Origin of the sequence: Aeromicrobium sp. Sec7.5 (assembly GCF_036867135.1) — a bacterium.
Taxonomy (GTDB): Bacteria; Actinomycetota; Actinomycetes; order Propionibacteriales; family Nocardioidaceae; genus Aeromicrobium.
Genome location: NZ_JBAJIJ010000001.1, coordinates 2,406,786 through 2,430,324, shown reverse-complemented (window position 1 = coordinate 2,430,324; position 23,539 = coordinate 2,406,786). Strand labels below are relative to the sequence as shown.

20 protein-coding genes are annotated in these 23,539 nt (G+C 72.1%); 13 read left to right on the top strand and 7 right to left on the bottom strand.

Annotation, left to right across the window (positions count from 1 at the left end):
* Nucleotides 1-52 precede the first annotated feature (52 nt).
* Complete coding sequence (locus tag V6S66_RS12185; RefSeq protein ID WP_334207010.1) at nt 53-1,552, top strand: gamma-glutamyltransferase; 1,500 nt, start codon at nt 53-55, stop codon at nt 1,550-1,552.
* A 9-nt stretch (nt 1,553-1,561) separates the two neighbouring features.
* On the opposite strand, the gene V6S66_RS12180 is transcribed toward V6S66_RS12185, so the two are convergent.
* Nucleotides 1,562-2,248 carry a hypothetical protein gene (locus tag V6S66_RS12180; RefSeq protein WP_334207009.1) on the bottom strand — a complete coding sequence of 229 codons (687 nt, stop codon included), beginning with the start codon at nt 2,246-2,248 and terminating at the stop codon, nt 1,562-1,564.
* Between the two features lie 144 nt (nt 2,249-2,392).
* Here V6S66_RS12180 and V6S66_RS12175 point away from each other — a divergent pair, with 144 nt between their 5' ends.
* Complete coding sequence (locus V6S66_RS12175) at nt 2,393-3,409, top strand: glycerophosphodiester phosphodiesterase family protein (protein ID WP_334207008.1); 1,017 nt, start codon at nt 2,393-2,395, stop codon at nt 3,407-3,409.
* On the opposite strand, the gene V6S66_RS12170 is transcribed toward V6S66_RS12175, so the two are convergent.
* Both V6S66_RS12170 and V6S66_RS12165 read right to left on the bottom strand, forming a co-directional pair.
* Nucleotides 3,387-3,572 carry a hypothetical protein gene (locus V6S66_RS12170; RefSeq protein ID WP_334207007.1) on the bottom strand — a complete coding sequence of 62 codons (186 nt, stop codon included), beginning with the start codon at nt 3,570-3,572 and terminating at the stop codon, nt 3,387-3,389. The genes V6S66_RS12175 and V6S66_RS12170 overlap by 23 nt on opposite strands.
* Entirely contained in the window at nt 3,569-4,849 is a 1,281-nt protein-coding gene (locus tag V6S66_RS12165) for a PspC domain-containing protein (protein WP_334207006.1), read from the bottom strand. Before V6S66_RS12165 ends, V6S66_RS12170 begins: the two co-directional genes overlap by 4 nt.
* Here V6S66_RS12165 and V6S66_RS12160 point away from each other — a divergent pair.
* The 5 genes from V6S66_RS12160 (at nt 4,848) to V6S66_RS12140 (ending at nt 12,193) form a co-directional block, all read left to right on the top strand.
* Nucleotides 4,848-6,254 carry an ATP-binding protein gene (locus V6S66_RS12160; protein WP_334207005.1) on the top strand — a complete coding sequence of 469 codons (1,407 nt, stop codon included), beginning with the start codon at nt 4,848-4,850 and terminating at the stop codon, nt 6,252-6,254. The two genes, V6S66_RS12165 and V6S66_RS12160, sit on opposite strands and share 2 nt — an antisense overlap.
* Nucleotides 6,241-6,927, top strand: a complete 687-nt coding sequence (locus V6S66_RS12155) for a response regulator transcription factor (RefSeq protein WP_334207004.1) — start codon at nt 6,241-6,243, stop codon at nt 6,925-6,927. Before V6S66_RS12160 ends, V6S66_RS12155 begins: the two co-directional genes overlap by 14 nt.
* Nucleotides 6,928-7,069: 142 nt before the next feature.
* Nucleotides 7,070-8,308, top strand: a complete 1,239-nt coding sequence (locus V6S66_RS12150; protein WP_334207003.1) for a DUF7373 family lipoprotein — start codon at nt 7,070-7,072, stop codon at nt 8,306-8,308.
* A gap of 46 nt (nt 8,309-8,354) precedes the next feature.
* Nucleotides 8,355-9,773, top strand: a complete 1,419-nt coding sequence (gene zwf / locus V6S66_RS12145) for a glucose-6-phosphate dehydrogenase (RefSeq protein ID WP_334207002.1) — start codon at nt 8,355-8,357, stop codon at nt 9,771-9,773.
* A 44-nt stretch (nt 9,774-9,817) separates the two neighbouring features.
* Complete coding sequence (locus V6S66_RS12140) at nt 9,818-12,193, top strand: UvrD-helicase domain-containing protein (RefSeq protein ID WP_334207001.1); 2,376 nt, start codon at nt 9,818-9,820, stop codon at nt 12,191-12,193.
* Nucleotides 12,194-12,500: 307 nt separating this feature from the next.
* Here V6S66_RS12140 and V6S66_RS12135 read toward each other — a convergent pair whose 3' ends face one another.
* On the bottom strand, nt 12,501-13,286 hold the full coding sequence (locus V6S66_RS12135) for a M23 family metallopeptidase (RefSeq protein ID WP_334207000.1): 786 nt from the start codon (nt 13,284-13,286) through the stop codon (nt 12,501-12,503).
* A gap of 161 nt (nt 13,287-13,447) precedes the next feature.
* Between V6S66_RS12135 and V6S66_RS12130 the strand changes: the two genes are divergently transcribed.
* The 3 genes from V6S66_RS12130 (at nt 13,448) to sucD (ending at nt 15,980) form a co-directional block, all read left to right on the top strand.
* Nucleotides 13,448-13,792, top strand: a complete 345-nt coding sequence (locus tag V6S66_RS12130) for a hypothetical protein (protein ID WP_334206999.1) — start codon at nt 13,448-13,450, stop codon at nt 13,790-13,792.
* A gap of 109 nt (nt 13,793-13,901) precedes the next feature.
* Nucleotides 13,902-15,068 (top strand): ADP-forming succinate--CoA ligase subunit beta, encoded by a 1,167-nt coding sequence (gene sucC, locus V6S66_RS12125; protein WP_334206998.1) that lies wholly within the window; start codon nt 13,902-13,904, stop codon nt 15,066-15,068.
* A 15-nt stretch (nt 15,069-15,083) separates the two neighbouring features.
* Nucleotides 15,084-15,980, top strand: coding sequence for a succinate--CoA ligase subunit alpha (sucD, locus tag V6S66_RS12120; protein ID WP_334206997.1), 897 nt, complete (start codon nt 15,084-15,086; stop codon nt 15,978-15,980).
* A gap of 245 nt (nt 15,981-16,225) precedes the next feature.
* Here sucD and V6S66_RS12115 read toward each other — a convergent pair whose 3' ends face one another.
* The gene (locus V6S66_RS12115; protein ID WP_334206996.1) at nt 16,226-18,112 is read right to left on the bottom strand and encodes a hypothetical protein; all 1,887 of its coding nucleotides are present in this window, start codon (nt 18,110-18,112) and stop codon (nt 16,226-16,228) included.
* Between the two features lie 67 nt (nt 18,113-18,179).
* Between V6S66_RS12115 and V6S66_RS12110 the strand changes: the two genes are divergently transcribed.
* From V6S66_RS12110 to purH, 3 genes are read left to right on the top strand one after another with little or no spacing between them, the layout of a single operon-like run.
* The gene (locus V6S66_RS12110) at nt 18,180-19,343 is read left to right on the top strand and encodes a cell division protein PerM (RefSeq protein ID WP_334206995.1); all 1,164 of its coding nucleotides are present in this window, start codon (nt 18,180-18,182) and stop codon (nt 19,341-19,343) included.
* Nucleotides 19,318-19,968 (top strand): phosphoribosylglycinamide formyltransferase, encoded by a 651-nt coding sequence (gene purN, locus V6S66_RS12105; RefSeq protein WP_334206994.1) that lies wholly within the window; start codon nt 19,318-19,320, stop codon nt 19,966-19,968. Before V6S66_RS12110 ends, purN begins: the two co-directional genes overlap by 26 nt.
* Nucleotides 19,965-21,545: a bifunctional phosphoribosylaminoimidazolecarboxamide formyltransferase/IMP cyclohydrolase gene (gene purH / locus V6S66_RS12100; RefSeq protein WP_334206993.1), complete on the top strand. Its 1,581-nt coding sequence runs from the start codon at nt 19,965-19,967 to the stop codon at nt 21,543-21,545. Before purN ends, purH begins: the two co-directional genes overlap by 4 nt.
* Nucleotides 21,546-21,737: 192 nt before the next feature.
* Here the strand turns inward: purH and V6S66_RS12095 are convergent, their stop codons facing one another.
* Both V6S66_RS12095 and V6S66_RS12090 read right to left on the bottom strand, forming a co-directional pair.
* Nucleotides 21,738-22,748 (bottom strand): DNA topoisomerase IB, encoded by a 1,011-nt coding sequence (locus tag V6S66_RS12095; protein ID WP_334206992.1) that lies wholly within the window; start codon nt 22,746-22,748, stop codon nt 21,738-21,740.
* 49 nt (nt 22,749-22,797) lie between these two features.
* Nucleotides 22,798-23,415 (bottom strand): TetR/AcrR family transcriptional regulator, encoded by a 618-nt coding sequence (locus tag V6S66_RS12090; protein WP_334206991.1) that lies wholly within the window; start codon nt 23,413-23,415, stop codon nt 22,798-22,800.
* Nucleotides 23,416-23,539 lie beyond the last annotated feature (124 nt).

Here is a 23,539-nt window from a genome sequence, read left to right as displayed (position 1 = left end):
CGTCCCGGCCACCGGCGCCCGTCGATGAGCACCCGGTCGTGAGCACCCCTTCATGAGCACCGACGTCGCGATCGCCGCGCCGAGCGAGGCCGCGGCCGATGCCGGCGAGCAGATCGCGCTGGCCGGCGGCAACGCGGTCGACGCGGCGATCGCCGCGGTGCTCGTGACGATGGTCAACGAGGTGGGTCTGGTGTCGCTGAGCTCGGGCGGCTTCGTCACGGTGCAGCCCGCCGACGGCTCGGCGCCGGTCACGGTCGACGGCTGGATGGACATGCCGGGGCGCGAGGCCCCTGCTCTCCGTGGCGGCACGTGGGACGTCGACACCGCGTACGGCGGCGGCGTCACGATCACGGTGGGCCCCGGGTCGGTGGCGGCGCACGGATCGGTCGCGGCCCTCGGGGAGGCGCACGCGCGCTGGGGCGCCCTGCCGTGGGCCGAGCTCGTGCAGCCGGCCATCGCGGTGGCCCGCTCGGGCTTCCGGCTCAGTGCGGCGTCGCGGTACTACCTGGAGTACGTGCACGAGTCGATCTTCGGCTGGGACCCGGCGAGCCGGTCCGTCGTGCACGACCTCGAGGGCGAGATCACGACCGAGGCCGTCGTCGTGCCCGATCTCGCCGCGACCCTCGAGGTCATCGCGGCCGAGGGCCCTCGCGCGATGCACGAGGGCGACCTGGCGCGCGCGATCAGCGCCGACGTCCTCGCCCGCGGCGGCCTCCTCGGCGCCGCGGACCTCGCGGCGTACCGGCCGGTCGTGCGCCCCTCGCTCGTCTCACGGCTGGGGGACTGGACCTTCGGCACCAACCCTCCGCCGGCCATCGGTGGCGTGTGCGTCGCGGCGATGCTGGCCCTGCTGGACGGTCACCCCCGCGCACCGCTCGTCGACCTGCGCTGGGGCGAGGGCGACGTGGAGCACATGGTGCGCGTCCAGCGGGCCGTGCTCGCGGCGCGCCTGGATCGGCTCGAGGGAGCGGACGACCTCGCCGCCGAGGCATCGCTGCTGCTGGGACAGGTCGAGAGCGGTGGCATCGCGGCCCTGGAGTCCGGCTCCACGGCGCACGTCTCGACCGCCGACTCCGACGGCCTGGCGTGCGCGGTGACGGTGTCCTCGGGCTACAGCTCCGGCATGGTCGCGGCGGGCACGGGCGTCTGGCTCAACAACTGCCTCGGTGAGCAGGAGCTGAACCCCCGTGGTCTCCACGGCCTGCCGCCGGGCACCCGCCTGCTCTCCAACATGGCGCCCACGGTCGGTCGCCACGCCGACGGCACGACGCTCGCCATCGGGTCGCCGGGTGCCGACCGCATCACGACCGCGATCGTCCAGGCCGTCGCCGGCTTCGTGAACGGCGGCCTCGGGCTCCAGGCCGCGGTCAACCACCCCCGCGTCCACGTGCACCGTGCCGGCCGTCCGGCCGAGGAGGTCAAGGTCGAGACCGAGCCGTCGATGTACTTCGGCGGCGTCGCCGCGACCTTGCGCCGTCCCGACGGACATCTCGTCGCGGCCGCCGACCCGCGCCGAGACGGCGCGGTCCGCCTGGTGCGCCCCGGGCCGTAGGGGCGGCCGCTACAGGAGCACGATCGGGTCGTCGGTGCTCTCGACGTCGAGCGAGAACGGCCACGAGACGGTCAGGTCGGCGGCCACGTCCGCCATGCGGCGCAGCTGCGCAGGATCGGTGCTGGCGACGGTGACGAGGATGCGGCCGGCGCCCCGCTCCGGACTCGGCGCCACCATGACGCTGTTCGCCCCGGATCCGAGATCGAGCTCGCCCACGAGCGCCACGGACACGCGGTCCACCTCGTCGAGGTGCTCGGCGTACGTGTAGCCGACCCCGGCGTGGACCTCATAGGGCAGGCCCGTGGCCGCGAGCCGCTCGATCGCCGCTCGAGGTGCGTCGCCGACGAACCCGACCACGCCGACGAATCCGTCGAAGCAGGCGTAGGCGAAGGTCGCGGCGTGGTCGGACTCGATCGCGAACAGGGCGGAGCCCATTGACCAGTACGGCGCCCAGGCCTGTTCCTCCGGCGACAGCTGGTCGACGGCGGTCGTGCCCGAGCCGGGGCGGGGCGCCGGAACCGGAGTGACGCCGGAGCTGCTCGCGACGACCTCGGGCGTCGGGGCAGGGACCTGCAGACGGACGTCGCGGTACGGGGACTCGGTGGCGGCCGACGAGAGCGCGGACGAACCGAGCACCAGCAGCGCGGCGGCGCCCGCGACCGCGCACGTGAGAAGGCGTCGAGGGGCGTGTGTCATGGAACCTCCTGATCCGGTGATCGCACGGTACCGGCGAACCCGACCACGGAGCCACCACCCGGCGCGCCGTGGTCCTTCATCGGGACGACCGTCGGCCCCCGGAACCTCCCAGCCTTCGACGATCACCGGTGGCATGATGGCGGTGTGGCCCGGCCCATCGTGAGTCGCCCGATCGTCATCGGTCACCGCGGGGTGCCGACGTGCCGGCTGGAGCACTCCCGCGCGTCGTACGAGCTCGCGATCGCGTGGGGCGCCGACCACATCGAGCCCGACCTCGTCTGCACGGCCGACGGTCACCTCGTGGCGCGGCACGAGAACGAGATCGGTGACACGACCGACGTGGCCGACCGACCGGAGTTCTCCGGCCGCAAGACGGCGAAGTTCGTCGACGGGATCCCGCGGGCGGGATGGTTCACCGAGGACTTCACCCTCGCCGAGCTCAAGACCCTGCGGACGCGGGAACGTCTGCCCCAGCTCCGCCCGCAGAACATCGGGCTCACGGCGGAGATCCTGACCTTCGACGACGTGCTCGACATCGCGCAGGCCGCGGACCGCCGGGTCGGCGTGTGCGTGGAGATCAAGCACTCCGGGTACTTCCGGGGCCTCGGCCTCGACCTGGACGACCGGATCATCGCGACGCTCGAGCGGCGCGGGTTGAACCGGCCGGACGCCGACGTCCCGGTCGTGCTGCAGTCGTTCGAGACCCGCAACCTGCGCGAGCTCCGTCGGCGCACGCCGCTGCCGCTGACCCAGCTGCTGGACCGCAAGGGCGCGCCGTGGGACTTCATCGAGGCCCGGGACCCTCGCACGTACGACGACCTGACGACACCGGAGGCGCTCGCCGAGATCGCGACCTACGCCGACGCGATCGGGCCGAACAAGAGTCTCGTGGTCGGTCGTCGAGCGGGCCACTGGCTGACGGGTGAGACGGGGCTGGTCGACGCGGCGCACGCCGTGGGGCTGCAGGTGCACATCTGGACGATGCGGGACGAGAACAACTTCCTGCCGGCGGACTTCCGACTCGGTGACGACAAGGCGGCCGCCGGGGACGCGCTGGCCGAGTACCGGGTGTTCCTCGACGCGGGTGTCGACGGCTTCTTCGCCGACGACACCCGCGTCGCCCGTGAGGCGCTGGGACTCAGGACGTCCGTCGGAACGTGAGGGCCAGGCCGCCGACCCCGAGCAGGATCAGGACGACCGGCGCGGCGACCAGCAGGTCCCGGGCCGCGACGACGTCGGCGGTGACCACCGCGCCTGCGATCGCGACGAGCACGAAGAGGGCTCCCGCGAGGAAGCTCCACGGGTTGAAAGGGTGCTGGTTCATGCTCGCTCCACGTCGATCTGTCCGAAGGTGTGCTCGATCTCGAGGGTCAGGGCCGGCCGTTCGTCGCTGACGACGTCGAGGCTGGCTCCCTGGCCGGACGTCTGCTCGCCCAGCACCCGGATCTCGCCACCGGAGATCGTCGCCTCGACCGTCACGGCGAGGTCCCGCGGCAGGATGATCCGCACCTGTCCGAGCCCTCCGTCGATCACGATGGTGCGGCCGAGGAGGTCCTCGGGGTCGCTGACCTCGGACAGGTCGAGCCGCAGGCTCCCGGCCCCGAGGCGGTACTCGGCGTCGACGGCGGCGGCGGTCGTCGGGGTGGGGCGCAGGTCGCCGACGGGCCCGTCGGGCACGACGCCGATCGCACCGAGCACGAGGGCCAGCACGACGCCGACCGGGACCAGGGCGATGCTCCGGCCCCATCGCGCCCCCACGAGCAGTCCGGCACCGACGATGCCGAGCGCGACCGCCGGGTAGGTCTCCGGCGCGAGGTCGAGGCCGGCGGCGGCGTGGACCGTGGCGAGGCTGCCGAGGGCGATCAGCATGACCGACGTCGTGGCCAGGAACAGCGTCGGTGGGGTCCGGGGCACGTGCGGGCGCGGAGGCGGTCCGCCGGGGGCGGCCTGCGGCGCGGGCGGCGGGGGAACGCCGTCGTCGCCGGAGGGTGCGGGATTGCTGTCGGGGTCGTCGAGGACCGCGGTCGGGGACTCGCCGGCCGGCGAGGCGGCGGACTCGGCCGCGGGGGGCGTGGGACTCGGGCCCGCCGGACCGGGCACCGACGACGCGCGGCCACCGCCTCGCTGACGCGGCAGCACGGCGAAGACCCAGTAGAGGAACAGGGCCGGGACGATGATCCACAGCAGGCCGAGCGACGGCCCGCCCCAGTACCAGCCGCTGTCGCCGACGATGGCGACCAGGGCGAGTGCCGCGGCGACGACGAGTGCCGCGACCCGCAGCTGGGGCTCGTTGCTGCCGAGGCGGAACCAGTCCGCCATGACGCTGCGGCGACCGTCGTCGCTCGGCAGGACGAACCACGCCGCCGCGTAGAGGATCAGCCCGGAGAGGCCGGCGAAGCAGAGGGCGACGAGCACGATCCGCACGATGATCGGGTCGATGCCGAGCTGACGACCGATGCCGGACGCCACCCCGGCGACGAGCCGCCCGTCGGTGGCCCGTCGGGTGGACGTGACCGAGCGCAGGCGGTCGGCATCGGGACCGGTGTCCGAGCCGTGCGGCGCGCCGGGCGGTGGAGGCGGTGGGGTGGCGGTCTGGTTCATGGCTCCATCGTGGTCGCGGGAACCGGCCCCGACCATCAGGACCGACCCTGGTCCGACCCTGAGATCTCCCGGGGTCGGACGCGGTGGTTCCCTCATGGTGCCCCGCGCGGCGACGTGTGACGATCAGGGGGTGACCCCACCGTCCCCGCGTCCGGCGCCGCCCGTTCGCCGTGCGTACCGACCCGTCGGACGACGACTGGTCTCGGGCGTGAGCGCGGGGGTCGCCGAGCACCTCGGCGTCGACACCCTCTGGGTCCGGCTCGCCTTCACGGTCACGGCGGCGGTCAACGGCACCGGCATCGTGGCCTACCTGCTGCTCTGGCGCTTCCTGCCGATCGCCGAGGACACCACGAGCCCGGGCCTGGAGGCCGCGAGACGCAGCGGCATGCGCCCGGCACGCACCTCCTCGTGGGTCGACCACACGCGGGCGGTCGCGGTGCTGGCGCTCGGCGCCGGGGTGGGGCTCGCCCTGCAGGTGTCGGGCCGGGGCATCGCGTGGAACGTGCTGGTGCCGCTCACGATCGGGGGCGCCGGGCTCGCGGTGATGTGGCGGGGCCTCGACGACGTCGGGCGCGTGAGCAGCCTCCGGTGGTGGTCGGTCGTCCGGGTGCTCGCCGGTGTCGGCATCCTCGCCGTGGCCGCAGCGTTCGCCGTGACGGTCGAGGGCGGGTGGTCGGCGCTGGCCGACGCGGGTGTCGCGATCGCGGTCGCGCTGATCGGGGTCGCCCTGGTCGCCGGGCCGTGGATCGCCTCGCTGGTCGCCGACCTCGGCGCGGAGCGGCGCGAGCGCGTCCGGTCGCAGGAGCGGGCCGACGTCGCCGCGCACCTGCACGACTCGGTCCTGCAGACCCTGTCGCTCCTGCAGAAGTACGCCGACGACCCCGCGACCGTGTCGACCGTCGCGCGGCGCCAGGAACGTGAGCTGCGCGCCTGGCTGTACGGCGGCGACGACCTGGCCGACTCCACGCTGAACGCCGCCCTGCGCGCCGCCGCCGACGAGGTCGAGGACCACCACCGGGTCGCCGTCGAGCTCGTGGTCGTCGGCGACGCCCCCATCGATCCCGACCTCGCGGCGCTCGTCCGGGCCGCGCGCGAGGCCGTGCTCAACGCGGCTCGTCACGCCGGCGTCGACCGCGTCGACGTCTTCGCCGAGGTGACACCCGCGTCGGCGGAGGTCTTCGTGCGCGACCGCGGTGTCGGCTTCGATCCCGCGACGGTCGACCCGGACCGCATGGGGCTGCGCGGGTCGATCACCGATCGCATGCAGCGGCACGGCGGACGGGCCGACGTCCGGTCCGCGCCGGGGTCCGGCACCGAGGTCAGACTGGTGCTGCCGCGCCGTCCCGACCGCCATCCCGAGGCCGAGACCTCGACCGACCTCAGGAGCACGCATGACCGGGTCTGAGCCGGCGAACACCCATCCCACCAGCAGCGATCCGGCGCGCCTGCGCGTCGTCCTCGTCGACGACCACGCGATGTTCCGCACCGGCGTGCGCTCGGAGGTCGCTGCGGCCGTCGACGTCGTGGGCGAGGCGGGCGACGTCGACACCGCGGTCGACGTCATCGTCGCGACCCGGCCCGACGTCGTGCTGCTGGACGTGCACCTGCCGGGCGGCGGCGGGCCGGAGGTGCTCCGACGCCTGTCGACCCGGGCGCCGGAGGTGCGCTGCCTGGCGCTCTCGGTCAGCGATGCCGCCGAGGACGTGATCGGTGTCATCCGCGCGGGGGCCCGCGGCTACGTGACGAAGACGATCTCGGGGCAGGAGCTCGTCGACGCGATCGGACGGGTGGCGGCCGGCGACGCGGTCTTCAGCCCGCGGCTGGCCGGTTTCGTGCTGGACGCCTTCGCGGGCCACGTGGAGGTCGCGCAGGTCGACTCCGACCTCGACCGGCTGACCGAGCGGGAGCGCGAGGTCATGCGACTCATCGCCCGCGGGTACGCCTACAAGGAGGTCGCCCGGGAGCTGTTCATCTCGCCCAAGACGGTGGAGACCCACGTCTCCAGCGTCCTGCGCAAGCTCCAGCTCTCGAGCCGCCACGAGCTCACCCGGTGGGCCAACGACCGGCGCCTGATCTGACGGCCCCTGACGTCGCGGACGTCGACGAGGTCCGGTGGACGGCGGTCGGCCGGTGGCGTCGGTAGACTCGGCCCGGTCGCCGCGCGTCGGCGCGGCCTCACGACGGCGCCCGCTCGGTGCGGGCCGAGCAAGGGGGACGGCGATGTCCAGGCGCACGGTCGCGATGCTCGCCACGGCAGGGGTCCTGCTGTCGGTCCTGGCGGCGTGCGGGGACGACGCCGATCCGGACCCGAGCCCCACGCCCACCTCGACGTTCGATCCCGAGGCACTCGACCTCGGCCGGATCGATCCCACCGCCACCGACCTCTCGACGGCCCTCACGGGGGCGAGCTCACGGCTCGTTGCCGCCTACGACCTCGGTAGCGACCTCGTGCTGCCCCAGGAGCTGCGCCCCGGTCTGACCCGCATCGGCATCGAGTCCGCCGCCCTCGTGGACCCGGGTGACTTCGAGTACTCCCTGAGCGAGGCGGGTGCCCCCGTGGTGGCCGCCGGGGCGCAGACGGGTCTGCTGGCCCGTCGCGTCGACGCTCCCGGCGATGCCTGGATCACGACGGCCCTCGTGCAGTTCCCCGACGCCGCGTCGGCCGAGGCCGCCGAGCAGGCCGCTGCCGCGGCGCTCGCGGCGCCCGACCCGACGGGTCTGGAGTCGACCGACGTCCTCGAGCCGGTCCCGTCCGACGACCAGGCGGTCGCGGTCGTCGCGACCGACACCGACATCGCCAAGCAGATGTACGTCCTGCGGGCGTACGGTCCGTTCCTGGCGTACATCTGGGTCTACGACATCAACGGCGACATGGACGAGGTCAGGCAGTACGCCGACGACTTCCTGGTCCAGCAGGAGTCCGCCCTCCAGGACGTCGAGCCGGTCACGATCATGGAGGACCCCCGCATCCGTGACCTCGACCCCACGGGGCTCTGGGGCCTCACCCTGGCGGCCGACGGCAGCGGCGGACTCACCGACACCGCGTACGTCTCGGGTGGCCACGCCGCGCAGAGCCGACAGATCGACGCCGACGGCATCGACCGCGCGTTCACCACGTCCGGCGTCTCGCGGGTCGCCTCGAACCTCACGTCGCTCTACGCCGCGAAGGACGCCGCCGGGGCGGCCGACCTCCGTGACGCCTTCGTGGAGCAGGCCACGGGCCTGGGCATGGTGGAGGTCGATCCACCCCAGGGGCTCGACGGCGCGGTCTGCGTCGCCAATGAGGACGAGGACAACGTCGACCTGCTCCTGTGGCCGGACTTCCTGTGCTTCCACCCGTTCGGCGCGTACCTGCTCGAGAGCAGCGGGGTGTCGCTGGAGGAGGCCCAGCAGCGCATCAGCGCCCAGGCGCTGCTCATCCACGAGAAGCAGGGTGACCGGAAGCGGACGTCGGGCTGACCGTCGAGTTCACGTGCGCGTCATGACTCGGGACTAGCCTGATCGCATGAAGCAGCCGCACCTGATCGTCCTCTTCGGTGCCACGGGCGACCTGGCCCGGCGCAAGCTCCTGCCGGGGCTGATGCACCTCGTGGAGTCGCATCTCGTGGGTGATGCCCGCATCCTCGGGATCTCGACGCACGAGTACAGCGACGAGGAGTTCCGCGAGTTCGCCCTCGCCGCGTGCAAGGAGTTCAGCACCCGTCCGGTCCGCACCGACGTCTGGGAGAGCTTCGCGCAGAAGCTGTCGTTCCTGCCGCTCGGGCACGGTCCCGAGGCGCTCGAGGAGAAGGCCGCGGAGCTCGAGGCCCAGCTCGGCGACGACGTGCGACGCCTGCACTACCTCAGCGTGCCGCCCCAGGCCGCGCTCGAGGTCGTGCACCTGATCGACGATGCGCACCTGGTGGAGCGGTCGCGCATCGTCATGGAGAAGCCCTTCGGCACCGACGTCGCGAGCGCGCGCAGCCTCAACGCCTCGATCCACGAGGTGTTCGAGGAGGAGCAGATCTTCCGCATCGACCACTTCCTCGGCAAGGAGGCGGCGCTCAACATCCTGGCGTTCCGCTTCGCCAACGGCCTGTTCGAGCCGATCTGGAACCGCAACTTCATCGACCACGTCGAGATCGACATCCCCGAGACGCTCTCGGTCGAGGGTCGCGCCGGGTTCTACGAGGGCACCGGTGCGTTCAAGGACATGGTCGTGACCCACCTGTTCCAGGTGCTGGCGTTCATGGCCATGGAGCCGCCCACGTCGCTCGACTCCGCTTCGATCAGCGAGGAGAAGAACAAGGTCTTCCGGTCGATGAAGCCCCTGGTGGTCGAGGACGTCGTGCGGGGCCAGTACGCGGGCTACCGCGACGAGGACGGCGTCGACCCCGCCTCCGAGACCGAGACGTTCGTGGCGCTGAAGGCCGAGATCGACAACTGGCGGTGGGCGGGCGTGCCGTTCTACCTGCGCACGGGCAAGCGCATGGCCGAGGGGGCGCGCATCATCTCGATCGCGTTCAACGAGCCACCCAAGTCGATGTTCCCCGAGGGCTCGGGCGTCGGTCGGTCCGGGCCCGACCACCTGACGTTCGACCTGGCCGACTCCTCGCGCATGTCGTTGTCGTTCTACGGCAAGCGGCCCGGGCCGGGCATGACCCTCGACAAGCTCTCGATGCAGTTCGCGATGCAGGAGTCGGGGCACTCCGGTGACGTCCTGGAGGCCTACGAGCGACTCATCCACGACGCGATGCTGGGGGAGCGCACGCTCTTCACGACGGCGGAGGGCATCGAGCGCCTCTGGGAGGTCAGCCAGCCCGTCCTCGACGACCCGCCACCGGTGCAGACCTACCCCCAGGGGTCGTGGGGTCCCGAGGCCGCGCTCGAGCTCGTCGCGCCGCGGCGGTGGCGCCTCCCCTTCGAGCGTCGCTGGCGCGGCTGACCCACACCTGGGCTGTCGGGGTCGGCGACTAGGCTGGGACGACGATGACGCTGCCTTTCCCCGTGCCCGAAGCCCGCACTCCGGCGAGCTCCTCGGCGAGCCGTCGGCCCCGGTCCGAGACGCTGCTGGAGGGCCTCAACGACCCGCAGCGCGCCGCCGTGGGCCACGAGCCCGGCCAGCTCCTGGTCGTGGCCGGTGCCGGCTCGGGCAAGACCCGGGTGCTGACCCGGCGCATCGCCTGGCTCATGGCTGCCCGTGGTGCCAGCCCGGGCTCGATCCTCGCGATCACGTTCACCAACAAGGCCGCGGCCGAGATGCGCGAGCGGGTCGCCGAGGCGGTCGGCGGGGCAGCACGGGCGATGTGGGTCTCCACGTTCCACTCCGCGTGCGTCCGCATCCTGCGGCGCGAGGCCACCACCCTGGGCTTCACCTCGTCGTTCACGGTCTACGACGCCACCGATGCCAAGCGTCTGGTCACCCTCGTGTGCCGCGACCTCCAGCTCGACCCCAAGCGGGTGGCCCCCCGGGCGGTGCTCAACTGGATCTCCAACCACAAGAACGAGCTCGTCGACCACGAGACCGCGCGCACCCAGGCCTCGACCCCCACCGAGGAGACCTTCGCCGAGGTCTACGGCGAGTACCAGCGCCGGCTCGGGGCCGCCAACGCGATGGACTTCGACGACCTCATCATGCACACCGTGCATCTGTTCCAGGCGTTCCCCGCCGTCGCCGAGGGGTACCGGCGCCGGTTCCGTCACGTCCTGGTCGACGAGTACCAGGACACCAACCACGCGCAGTACCAGCTGATCCGTGAGCTCAGCGACGAGCACACCGACCTCATGGTCGTGGGCGACTCCGACCAGTCGATCTACGCCTTCCGCGGGGCCACGATCCGCAACATCCTCGAGTTCGAGCAGGACTTCCCGGACGCCGAGACCATCGTGCTCGAGCAGAACTACCGCTCGACCCAGACGATCCTGTCGGCCGCCAACGCCGTCATCAGTCGCAACGAGAACCGTCCGGCCAAGAACCTCTGGTCGGCGGCGGGTCAGGGTGAGCCCATCGTCGGCTACGTCGGCGACGACGAACGCGACGAGGCCCAGTTCATCGCCGACGAGATCGACGAGCTCACCGACGACGAGGCCGTCACGCCGGCCGGGGTCGCGGTGTTCTACCGCACCAACGCCCAGAGCCGCGTGTTCGAGGAGGTCTTCATCCGGGTCGGCCTGCCCTACAAGGTCGTCGGCGGCGTGCGGTTCTACGAGCGCAAGGAGGTCCGCGACGCGCTGGCCTACCTGCGCGCGATCTCCAACGAGCGCGACATCGTCTCGCTGCGGCGCATCGTCAACGAGCCCAAGCGGGGCATCGGTGAGCGGGCCGAGGCCGCCCTCGAGATGTTCGCCTCCCGCGAGCGCATCAGCCTCACCGACGCGATGCGCCGGGTCGACGAGGTGGGCGAGCTGGCCACGCGGTCCGCCAAGTCGGTGCGCGAGTTCCAGACCGTGATGGACGACCTGCGCACGATGGCGGCCGACGGGGCTCCGGCCGACCAGGTGCTCGAGGCCGCGCTCACGCGCACGGGGTACCTCGCGGCGCTCGAGTCCAGCGACGACCCGCAGGACGAGACCCGGGTCGAGAACCTCGCGGAGCTCGTCGCGGTCGCCCGCGAGTTCGTCACGGGGGCCGCCACGATCGACGACGACGTCCCGGCCGCCAACGGCACGGACCCGGCCGACCCCGATGATGCCCAGGTCGACGGCGCCCAGATCGATGATGCGCCGCCGTTCGCTCCCGGCTCCCTCGACGCCTTCCTCGAGCGCGTCGCCCTGGTGGCCGACGCCGACTCCCTCCCCGAGCAGGGCGACGGCGTCGTGACGCTCATGACCCTGCACACCGCCAAGGGCCTGGAGTTCCCGGTCGTGTTCCTGACCGGCATGGAGGACGGCATCTTCCCCCACATGCGCTCGCTCGCCGACACCGATGAGCTGGCCGAGGAGCGCCGGCTGGCGTACGTCGGCATCACCCGGGCGCGCGAACGCCTCTACCTGACCCGCGCCACGAGTCGCTCCGCCTGGGGCGCCCCCTCCTACAACCCGGCCTCACGGTTCCTCGACGAGGTGCCCGACGAGCTCGTCGACTGGCGCCGCGAGGCCAGTCCGCCCACGCAGTGGCTGCCGTCCACCCCGTCGGCCACGTCGCGTCGTAGCGAGACCTTCAGCTCGCGCTCGGTCTCGCGCTCGGCCGACATGACCGGGATCGCCTCGTTGGACCCGGGCGACCGCGTCACCCACGACACGTTCGGTCTCGGCACCGTCGTCTCGATCGACGGCAGTGGCCAGAACATGCAGGCGTCGGTCGACTTCGGTTCGTCCGGGGTCAAGCGGTTGATCCTGCGCTACGCCAAGCTCGAGAAGCTCTGACCGCTCGGTGCTCCCGCGGGCCTGCCGGAGCGGATCTGCGTCTGCAGTGGGCGCTCAGTCGTTCGGCATGGACCGGGAGCGGGGTCGGTGCCGGCGATGATGAATGCCGGTTGCCGGAGCGACCGACATGCATCATCGCTGGACCGCACCGCACGGAGCCTGATGCATCCGGGTCGCTATGACAGCCGCGAAGCATCGTCCTCGGTCCAGTCGCCGCTGATTGGCGAGACGACCGCGAGCAGGAACCGACGGCCCTTCGTCCGTGCCGCTGGTCCGCTACCGACGGATGCCGTCAGGTGGCGAGTGCTTACGGGTAGACGTTGTGCTCGTTGAAGTACGGCTCCGGGTCGGCAGACTTGCCGCCCCCGGGCTTGACCTCGACGTGCAGGTGAGGACCGGTCGAGCGTCCGGTGGACCCCGTGTAGCCGACGGTCTCACCGGCCGTGACCCGCTGACCGACCTGAACCGTCTGGCGGCTCTGGTGGCAGTACATGATGACGAGGTCTTCCTCGTCGAGCTGGATCTGCGTCATGTTGCCGCAGTTGCCGGAGTACTTGACCGCGATGACGGTGCCGGACGCGATGGCACTGATCGTGGATCCACTCGGACCGGCGAAGTCCAGGCCGCTGTGCCCCTTGCCCCACAGCGAGTTGGTGACGCCGTAGCGACCCGTGATGCGGTAGCCGGTGACCGGCAGCACCCACTGGTTCGACTTGAGCTCCTCGGCCTTCTGCTGCGTGGCGGCCGTGAGGTCCTGCTGCGCCTGCAGCAGCTGGTCGGCCTGCGCCTGGGTCTGCTTCTCGAGGGTCTCGCGGTCGAAGTCGCGGCTGACGTCGAACCCGCCGCCCGAGGTGTCGGCCGAGAGGGCCTGGTAGTCGCCGCCGAGGGAACCGGAGTCGGCGCGACTGCTGATGACGGCGGACCCGAGTCCGGCCAGGACGAGCGCGACGGCGCCGACCATGGCCATGGAGGGGCGGAACGAGCGCTGCGCACGTCGGGGAGCGGCGCGGCGGCTGCTCGAGCCGGCCTCCGAGGCGCGGACGCTGGACTGGTGACGGACGTCGAGTCGGCGCTTGGGAGCGGGATTGCTCACGCACGACCTCCGACCGATGGACGACACAGACCTCGATGAGGATAGCCGACAGACGGAGATCATCACAGCCCGTCGGATGATGCGCTGAGGTGAACGCCGGGATACAGGCGGGAAAACCGGCACCGAGTGTGCGGGGTCTCACATGATGGGATCATGGCCGCGTGCCGAACGATGCCGCGCGTGATCCGTCCGATGAGTCCCGGCCCCGTCGTGTCGTGGTGGCCGGTGTCGCGAGGGCGGAGACGGGCGGGGGTGACGCCGGTCTCGAGGAGCTCCTGGTGCGCCGGGCCCGCACGCTGCGCGACACGGGCGTCGAGGTGATCTGGGCCGGCACGGGCCTGCACCCCGACCAGGTGGCCGCGATCGGGGTGTCGGAGGATGCCGACGGCGTGGAGGTCGCGCCGACCGAGGCGACCGACGGCGTGGTCCGTGCGCTGGCGCGGATGGAGGCCGACGACGTCGAGGTCGTCGCGGCCGCCGGTGCAGGTGACCTGACTCACGGGTAACCGACCCGGGCTCGCGCTGCAATCCCGGCGCGGTTAGAGTCGGCTCGGCCTTCGGCACCAGTGTCGACGGGCCCATTTCACTCGCCAACACCACAGGACGGTCATCACCGTGGATCTGATGGAATACCAGGCGAAGGAACTCTTCGCCAAGCACGGCGTCGCGACGACGCTCGGCGTCGTCGCCCAGACCGCCGACGAGGCCAAGGCCGCTGCCGAGCAGCTCGGCGGCGTCACGGTCATCAAGGCACAGGTCAAGGCGGGCGGCCGCGGCAAGGCCGGCGGCGTCAAGATCGCCAAGACGCCCGACGAGGCCTACGAGCACGCGTCGAACATCCTGGGCATGGAGATCAAGGGGCTCACCGTCGGTCGCGTGCTCGTCACGCCGGCCACGCCCCCGGTCGAGGAGTACTACTTCTCCTTCCTGCTGGACCGTTCGAACCGCAGCTACCTCTGCATCGCGAGCGTCGAGGGTGGTGTGGAGATCGAGGAGGTCGCCAAGACCAACCCCGAGGCCGTGCGTCAGATCCCGATCGACGCCGGTACCGGCGTCGACGAGGCCAAGGCCCGCTCGATCGTGGCGGAGGCCAAGTTCCCGGCCGAGCTCACCGAGCAGGCCGTCGCCATGGTCCAGGCGCTGTGGACGGCCTTCGTCGAGGAGGACGCGACCCTCGTCGAGGTCAACCCGCTCGCGCGGCTCGAGGGCGACAAGCTCGACGCGATGGACGGCAAGATGTCGCTCGACGACAACGCGTCCGAGGTGCGCCACCCGCACCACGAGGACTTCGTCATCGAGGAGGACGCCGACCCGCTCGAGGCGAAGGCCAAGGCCAAGGGCCTCAACTACGTCAAGCTCGACGGTGAGGTCGGCATCATCGGCAACGGCGCGGGGCTCGTCATGAGCACCCTCGACGTCGTCGCGTACGCCGGCGAGAAGCACGGCAACGTCAAGCCGGCCAACTTCCTCGACATCGGCGGCGGCGCCTCGGCCGAGGTCATGGCCAACGGCCTCGACGTCATCCTGGGCGACCCGCAGGTCAAGAGCGTCTTCGTCAACGTCTTCGGCGGCATCACCTCCTGCGACGCGGTCGCGAACGGCATCAAGGGCGCTCTCGAGCTCCTGGGTGACGACGCCACCAAGCCGCTGGTCGTGCGCCTCGACGGCAACAACGTCGACGAGGGCCGCGCGATCCTGGACGAGCTGAACCACCCGCTCGTGACTCAGGTGGACACGATGGACGGAGCGGCCGACAAGGCCGCCGAGCTGGCGAACGGCTGAAGGGGCCTCTAGAACATGTCGATCTTCCTGACCAAGGACTCCAAGGTCATCGTCCAGGGCATCACCGGCGGTGAGGGCTCGAAGCACACGGCCCGCATGCTGGCTGCCGGAACCCAGGTCGTGGGCGGTGTCAACGCGCGCAAGGCGGGCACGACCGTGTCCCACGCCGATGCCGACGGCAACGCCGTCGAGCTCCCGGTCTTCGGCTCGGTCGCCGAGGCCATCGAGAAGACCGGAGCGGACGTCTCCGTGGCGTTCGTGCCGCCGGCGTTCACCAAGGACGCCGTGATCGAGGCCATCGACGCCGAGATCGGTCTGCTCGTCATCATCACCGAGGGCGTGCCCGTCCAGGACTCGGCCGAGTTCTGGGCGTACGCCCAGGGCAAGAAGACGCAGATCATCGGCCCGAACTGCCCCGGCATCATCACGCCGGGCGAGGCCCTCGCGGGCATCACGCCGGCCAACATCGCCGGCAAGGGCCCGATCGGTCTCGTCTCGAAGTCGGGCACGCTGACCTACCAGATGATGTTCGAGCTGCGTGACTTCGGCTTCTCGACGGCGATCGGCATCGGTGGTGACCCGATCGTGGGCACCACCCACATCGACGCCCTCGCGGCGTTCGAGGCCGACCCCGAGACGAAGGCCATCGTCATGATCGGCGAGATCGGTGGCGACGCCGAGGAGAAGGCCGCGGCCTACATCCAGGCCAACGTCTCCAAGCCGGTCGTCGGCTACGTCGCCGGCTTCACCGCTCCCGAGGGCAAGACGATGGGCCACGCCGGCGCCATCGTGTCCGACGGTGCGGGCACGGCGCAGGGCAAGAAGGAGGCCCTCGAGGCCGCCGGGGTCAAGGTCGGCAAGACGCCGTCCGAGACGGCCCAGCTCATGCGCGAGATCCTCCAGGCTCTCTGAGCTGACAGCATCGACGGGCGGTGACCGGCCTTGGGCCGGTCACCGCCCGTCCTGCGTTCCCACCACCCTCGCTGGTTGTCCCCCTACGACTTCGTCGTGGGAGGTGCCCCCAGTGCGAGTGCCCTCTGGGGCACGAGCCTCGAAACCATGGTCGGTTGATCGAGTCCGGGCACCTCAGGTGGCTTCGAGGCTCGTCGCCAGGGCTCCTCGCACCTCAACCATCGGGGTGAGGCGGGGGAGCTCCCTCAGCCGCCCGCGTACGCCAGTCGCTCGGTGGCCCGCTGCGCGACCTCGGCGAAGGTCTCGGCGGGGAGGTCGGTCGCGCCGCTCGGGGTGAACAGCACCTGCGCGACGTTGGTGCCCCGCTGCACGATCGCCGAGCGGACCGTGACGGGATCGCCGGACTCCACCTGCAGGGTCAGGGTCCAGGTGGCGCCCCGGAAGTCGGCGACCTCGCCGAAGGTCGATGCCTCCACGACGGAGGCGGCGAGATTGTTCTGCGGACACGTGTTGATCGAGGCCTGGACCTGGTCGACGAACGCGGTGGCGGCCTCGGTGGTCGCGAACGTGCCGACCGTCTCGACCAGACCGAACGTCTTGGCCAGTCCCTGGGCCTCCGGCAGCAGGAAGACCCGCGACGAGGCCGTGCCACCGGCCGCACCGAAGTCGGCGAGGTCGCACGCCGTGGCCGCAGGGTTGGTGGCGGCGTTGTTGGCCTCCGCCCGACCCCAGACCGAGCTGATGCCGGTGATCGCGGGCAGGTCGATGACGCCGAGGAATCCGGGGTCCTCCGGCAACGGGAGCGGGTCGGCGGGCGCGACCGTGAGATCGGCGTCGCACTGGCCGCCGCTGTCGCGGCAGATCTGCTGGAAGGACGCGTTGACGGTCGCGGCGAACTCCGCGATCGGAGGGCCTTCGGCGGCGTCGGTCTGGTGGACCACCGTGGACGTGACGGTGCCCGACGACCCGAGTGCCACCGTGTAGGTGCGGTCGGTCTCACCGTGCTCGACGAACCGGAGGAGGACCACGTCGCCGAACGAGCCGGTGGCGCGGTAGGTGCCGGTCAGCTGCAGCCGTGGCACCTCGCAGTCGGAGAACCAGGCGGCCGATCGCTGGTACGCCTCGCTGGCCGCCGCGGGGTCGCGAGCGATCTCGATCGACTGCGAGACCCGTTGGCCGGTGGCGGGCGCCGTCGCCGTGGCGGGGTCGGTGGGCTGTGCGGGGTCCGACGGGCCGGGGGTCGAGGTGGTCGACGGTGCGGCGTCGAAGGTGCGCACGAAGACCTTGAGGGGATTCTCGGTGGCGAACCGGTCCTGGGCGCAGATCGTGAGGGGCTCGGCGGCGTCGAGGTCCTCGTCGGTCTCATCGACGGTCCAGGTGGCGTCCGGGCCGAGGTCGGTGACCTGCTCGGGCGTCATCAGGTTGTCGGTCGAGATGCGCTGGGCATCGAGCACGAGGTCCGGACGCTCGGCGCCCAGCTGTTGGCGGTTGGACTCGGCCGGCAGCGCCGAGAGGGCGTCGCCCTCGGTCAGCACGACGCCACCGAGCACGATCGCCAGGATCGAGGCGGCGACGACCGCGATCGTGTTGACGCGGTGGCCCCGGGTCGCCTGGGCGCGTAGCTCGGCCGCGTCCGGCATCGGGAGCTGGCTCGTGATCTCGCCCAGCCCGGTGAGGCGTCGTTCGAGCTGGTCGATCGTCTGGCCGGTGCTCTGCTCGAGTGTCGTGATGGCGGTCGTGACGAGCTCGATGGCCTCCTCGTCGCCGACCCCGATCTCGCGGGCGGCGGCGTCCAGGTCGGTCGCCCCGATCGTCAGGAGCACCAGGAGGCGTCGGTCGTCCGGGGACAGGTCGGCCAGGGCGTCGAGGAGCTCGGTGTCGGAGTCCTCCTCGTGGCGGCGGCGCAGGGGGTGGGTGCCCCGCGTGACGGCCTGGGCCTTCCAGGCCTCGACCCTCACGTAGCGGTGCGGTTCCTGGTCGTGGACCTTCGCCCAGTCGCGCCACGCGTGGCGGTAGGCGTCGATCGTGGCGTCCCGGGCCACGGCGCGATCGCCGGTGACGGCGTACACGACGCGCAGGACGTTGTCGGACGTCGATGCGTAGAACGCGTCGAACTCCTCGACCCGCGACATCGAACCCCTCCTCGCGAGTCGGCGTGGCTCCGGAAATCGCCGCAACCCTACAGGGGAGGATGGTGCCGTGCCTTCCCCCGCTCGCCTCACCTCGCCCGACGACCTGCGGTCTGCCGTGTGGCCGGGTGCCATGACCGCGGTCTGGGCCGCCGTGGCCGGCTGGCTGGTCACCGGCGCCGCCGTGCTGCTGGCAGGACTCGGCGGTGACGCCGGCCTCGGTTCCGTGCGCGGCGCGGCTCGGGTCTGGCTGGTGGCGCAGGGGAGCGGGATCACGGTGGAGGGCGTCGACGTCACGCTTCTGCCGTGGGGCGGCGTCCTGCTCGCCGGGGCGATCGTCGTGGTCGTCGCGCGGCGGCAGGTCCGGGAGCCCGTGGGTGAGCCGGCGGCGTTCGCCGCCACGGTGGCCGGGGTCTACGCGGTGCTCGCCTCGGTCGTCACCGCGGTCGCGAACGACGTGGCCATCTCGGTCCCCACGATCCGTGCGGCGCTCGTCACGTTCGTGCTGGCCGGAGTCGCGTCCGCGCTCGCCTACGTGAGCGTGCACGGGGCTCCGGCCGCGTGGTGGCCGGAGGGTCGTCCCGGCGTGCTCGCGGTCGTCCGGGGCGCGGCGATCTCGGTGTCCGTCGTGCTGGTCGTGTCGGTCCTCATCGTGCTGACCCTGCTCGCGCGCCACGTCCAGCAGGCCGGGAGTCTGTGGGCCCTGCTCGACCCCGGCGTGGGCGGGGGCGTGGCACTCGGTCTGCTCTGCCTGCTCGTGGTGCCGACGCTCGTGCTGTGGGCCACGTCCGCCCTCGTCGGGTCCGGCTTCCAGGTCGGCACCGGCACCTCGGTCGACCTCACGAGCTCCCACCTGGGCCAGGTCCCGGGACTCCCGGTGCTCGCGGCGCTGCCCGCGCCGGGCGAGTTCCCGGTGTGGACCTTCCTGCTGGCCCTGGTGCCGGTGGTGGCTGCCGGCTGGGCCGGATGGCGGCTGGTCCGGCGTGGCCACGTCGACCTGGCGACCGACTTCTGGCGCGGTGTCGGCGTGGCCGCCGGCGCCGGCGCGGCCGGAGCCCTCGTGCTGGCGCTGCTCGCGTGGTCGTCCGGTGGAGCGGTGGGCCCGGGGCGCATGAGCGAGGTGGGCCCCGAGTCGCTGCTCGGCCTGCTCCGGACCCTCCCGTTCATGGCTGTGGCCGCCGGATTCGGAGCAGCAGCGGCCCACTATCGTGGGGGCCGTGCCCCCGCTGCCTGACCCGACTCCCGTCGTGGTGCTCGTCTCGGGCAGCGGCACCAACCTGCAGGCCCTCCTCGACGCCACCGCCGATCCGGCCTACGGCGTGCAGGTCGTCGCGGTCGGCGCCGACCGCGACGGCACCCCGGCGCTCGACCGTGCCGAGCGGGCCGGGATCGCCACGTTCGTGCTGCGGGTCGGCGACTTCCCGACCCGGGCGGCGTGGGACGAGGCGCTCACGGAACGGGTCGCGGCCGCGTCACCCGCGCTGGTCGTGCTGGCTGGCTTCATGAAGCTGACCGGCCCGGCCTTCCTCGCACGCTTCGGTGGCCGCACGCTCAACAGCCACCCCGCGCTGTCGCCGTCGTTCCCCGGCATGCACGCCCCGCGCGACGCCCTGGCGCACGGGGTCAAGATCACCGGAGCCACGCTGTTCGTCGTCGACGCGGGGGTCGACACCGGCCCCATCGTGGCCCAGGTCGCGGTCCCGGTGCGGGACGACGACTCCGTCGACTCCCTCCACGACCGCATCAAGTCCAGCGAGCGCGGCATGCTCGTCGAGTGGGTGGGCCGCCTGGCCCGCGACGGCCACTCGATCGACGGCCGTCGCGTCGTGACACCCGCCCAACCGAAGGAAGCCCGATGACCCAGCGCCCGATCAAGCGCGCCCTCGTCTCCGTGTACGACAAGACCGGCCTGGAGGACCTCGCCCGTGCGCTGCACGAGGCCGGCGTCTCCCTGGTCTCCACCGGGTCGACGGCGAAGACGATCGAGGCCGCCGGCGTGCCGGTGACCCCGGTCGAGGAGCTCACGGGATTCCCCGAGTGCCTCGACGGCCGGGTCAAGACGCTGCATCCCCGCGTGCACGCCGGCATCCTGGCCGACTCGCGCCTGGAGTCGCACGTCGCGCAGCTCGACGAGCTCGGCGTCGAGCCGTTCGACCTCGTCGTGGTGAACCTGTACCCGTTCCGCGAGACCGTGGCGTCGGGTGCCACGCCGGACGAGTGCGTCGAGCAGATCGACATCGGTGGGCCGTCGATGGTGCGGGCCGCGGCGAAGAACCACCCCACGGTCGCGATCGTCACGTCGCCCGACGCCTACGGCGACGTCCGTGAGGCGCTCGCGTCCGGCGGGTTCACGTTCGAGCAGCGTCGGCACCTCGCCGCGCAGGCCTTCGCCCACACGGCCTCCTACGACGCCGCGGTCGCCTCGTGGTTCGCCGCGTCGTACGACACCGCCCAGGACGGCTGGCCGGAGTTCGTCGGCGAGGCCTGGGACAAGTCGGCCGTGCTGCGCTACGGGGAGAACCCGCACCAGGAGGCGGCGCTCTACGTCGCGCCGAACGCGGGCGGGCTCGCGGGTGCCGAGCAGCTCCACGGCAAGGAGATGAGCTACAACAACTACGTCGACACCGACGCGGCGATCCGTGCGGCGTTCGACCACGAGCGTCCTGCCGTCGCGATCATCAAGCACGCCAATCCGTGCGGCATCGCCGTGGGCGAGGACATCGCCCAGGCCCACGCCCGGGCGCACGCGTGCGACCCGGTCTCGGCCTTCGGCGGCGTGATCGCGGCCAACCGCCCGGTCTCGGTGGCCATGGCCCAGCAGGTCGCCGAGGTGTTCACCGAGGTCATCGTCGCGCCCTCCTACGAGGACGGTGCGGTCGAGGTGCTGCAGGGCAAGAAGAACATCCGCATCCTGCAGGCCCCCGACCTCGGTGAGTACCCGGACACCGAGCTGCGCCAGGTCAGCGGCGGCGTCCTGGTGCAGAAGCGTGACCGCGTCGACGCCGTCGTGGAGGCTGACGGGTCCGTGACCGGAGGCGACGATCCGAGCACGTGGACCCTCGCCGCCGGCGAGCCGGCCGACGAGGCCACGCTCGCCGACCTCGCGTTCGCCTGGACCTCGGTCCGGGCGGTCAAGTCCAACGCGATCCTGCTGGCCAAGGGCGGTGCCTCCGTGGGCATCGGCATGGGGCAGGTCAACCGCGTCGACTCCTGCCGCCTCGCGGTCGAGCGTGCCGGCGAGGAGCGCGCCCGCGGCGCCGTGGCGGCGTCCGACGCGTTCTTCCCGTTCGCCGACGGGCCGGGGATCCTGATCGACGCCGGCGTGACGTTCATCGTGCAGCCGGGCGGCTCGGTCCGCGACGACGAGACCATCGAGGCCGCGAAGGCCGCCGGGGTCACGATGTACTTCACGGGCACCCGCCACTTCTTCCACTGAGTCGGATCCGCGCGGATCTGCACGGCGGAGGGCGGGGGACAAGCGGCCACGGACCACGAAGCCGGGCAGGGCGGTGAGCAGCCAACCTTTCCCGGAGGCCGGAGGGTGCCGGGTCACCGATGGGGGCCGGTGGCGGTGCGTGAGCAACCTCCACGGCGGACCAGAAGGTTGCTGGCTCACCGCCCTGCCGCCCTAGGCGCCCCGTCGCAGCAGCCGGAGCACCGACCGCTCCAGGACCCGCGGCACGGGCGCACCCGCAGCGATCCGGCGCCGCTTGCCGAGGGCCGTGTCGCCGAGCGTGACGCCCTGCTCGAAGAGGTCGACGACGCGTGGGTCGACGTACGAGGAGCGCGCGACCGCGGGAGTGTTGCCGAGGTGCTCGGCCGTCTCCTTCATCGCCGCGCTGACGGCCCGCTTGCGAGCCGTGGCGGTCGTGGCGTCGGCGAGTGCGAGGGACCGGGCCGCGATCACGGTGCCGCGCCAGGTCCGGAAGTTCTTGGCCGTGAAGCCCGGACCCAGGACGTCGGCGACGTACGCGTTGACGGTCGTGGAGTCGAGGTCGTGCCACCCCCGGTCGTCGTGCCAGGCGAAGGCGCGATCCGTGCCGCCGTCGCGCTCGAGCATCGCGCACACGGCGTGGGCGAGGCGCTCGTCGCGGACCGAGCCGTCGATGACCTGGCCCGACTTGCCGGGGTAGTGCAGGGCGATCCGTTGACCCTCGACCGTCACGTGGTCGCGGTCGAGGGTGGTCAGCCCGTGACTGCCGTTGGCGGCGCGGTACTGCTCGTTGCCGATGCGGAACAGGCCCAGGTCGAGCAGCCCGAAGGCCACGGCGCAGGACCGCGTCAGGTCGGGCTCCTCGCGGCCGAGGTCGTGGCGCGCGACGCGCCTGTTCTTGATCAGGGAGCGCGCGAAGGCCTCCATCGACTCGAACTTCTCGGCGTCGCGGCGACGGCGCCACTCCTGGTGGTAGAGGTACTGGCGGCGTCCGGCGTCGTCGGTGCCGACCGCCTGCAGGTGCCCGTGGTCGAAGGGGCAGATCCAGACCTCGGTCCAGGCGGGCGGGATCACGAGGCGCTTGCACCGGTCGATGTCGACGGGGGTCAGCGACAGGCCGTCGACGTCGAGGTAGCGAAATCCTCGCCCGTGCCGGACCCGGGACCAACCCGGTTCGTCGGGGGACACGCGACGCAGCCGAGCCATGCCCCGACCCTAGGCTCGGGACGGGCGCGTCGCTCGTCGGCGGCGAGGGTCAGGTGGTGGCGGCGGAACCGGCCGCGTCGACGTGACCCGCGACGAGGTGACGGATGGCCGCGGTCAGGAGGCGAGCCTCCTCGGCGTCCTCGAACTGTGCGCTCTGGCGGCGCAGCGCGCTGCCGGCGATGAGGGCAACCGTCTGGGAGGCGAGGTCGCGAGCGCCGAGGATGCCGAGGCGCTCGAACGTGCGCACGGCGAGGTCCTCGAGAGCCTGGAGCGCCTCGGCGGCCGTGCCCTTCAGCTGCGGATCGCGGGCCGCCGCCAGGTAGATCGCGAGCTCGGTGCCGGCCTTCTCGGGGCTGCGGGTCGCGAAGACGCCCGTCACGAAGTCGCTGGTGGAGGCCAGGTCGAGGGTGGGATCCATCTCGACGTCGGCCAGCGCCTCCAGCACCTCGATCCACCCGGCCAGGTGGGTGGCGAGGGCCTCACGCACGAGCTCCTCGATCGAGGCGAAGTAGTACGTCGTGGTGGCCGGGGGCAGGCCCGCGCGTGCCGCCACGGCACGGTGCGTCACCGATCGCGCGCCGCCCTCGGCGAACAGCTCGATGGCCGCGGCCAGGAGCGCTCCGCGTCGTGCGCGGCTGCGGACCTGGCTGAGTTGCGCTCGCGACATCCTGGAGACCTCGATCGTGTGTTCGTTCATCCGTCCGCCGTGCAGACGGGTCGCCCCGACCGCACGAGTGTAGAGGGCAGGCAGGACCACGGCCGGGCAAACCTGCCCATCGCCGGGCCCGGGG